The sequence below is a fragment of the Streptomyces bugieae genome, from assembly GCF_036352915.1.
GTDB lineage: Bacteria > Actinomycetota > Actinomycetes > Streptomycetales > Streptomycetaceae > Streptomyces > Streptomyces endophytica.
This window is the reverse complement of sequence record NZ_JAZBJP010000244.1, coordinates 1-375: the sequence shown is the minus strand read 5'-3', so window position 1 is coordinate 375 and position 375 is coordinate 1. Positions and strand designations below refer to the sequence as shown.

Below are 375 nucleotides of genomic sequence, written 5' to 3'. Positions count from 1 at the left end.
GGGAAGGAACTGATCGAACTTCGCCCTCAAAGCCACAACTGAAGCCCGAGCGGCCGTACCCGCAGTCACACCTCATTGTCCCGCCAACGCCCATGCACCGAGCGGTAATTGAAATACAGGCCCCGGCGGTTCCGGAGTACTGTCGCTGGACCCCGGCAGACTTGGTGCCCTTTTTCACAAAGCCGGTGTCGTCGCCGATGAGGACGGCATCCTTGGCTCCGATGGTTTCCACGACGAAGTCGCGGACGTCGTCACGGACGGCGTTCTCGTCCCAGTCCGAGTGGTTCAGCAGCCGCTGGACGCCGTCCGGGCGGAGCTGGCCGACCTGCTCGGCCAGCGTCCAGCCGTTCTTCCTCTCCAAAGGGGCCAGTAGAC

General features: G+C 63.7%; 1 pseudogene. It reads right to left on the bottom strand.

Annotated features, from left to right (window positions below):
• Nucleotides 1-121: 121 nt before the first annotated feature.
• Nucleotides 122-375: pseudogene (locus tag V2J85_RS41085) on the bottom strand (transposase); the annotation flags it as partial.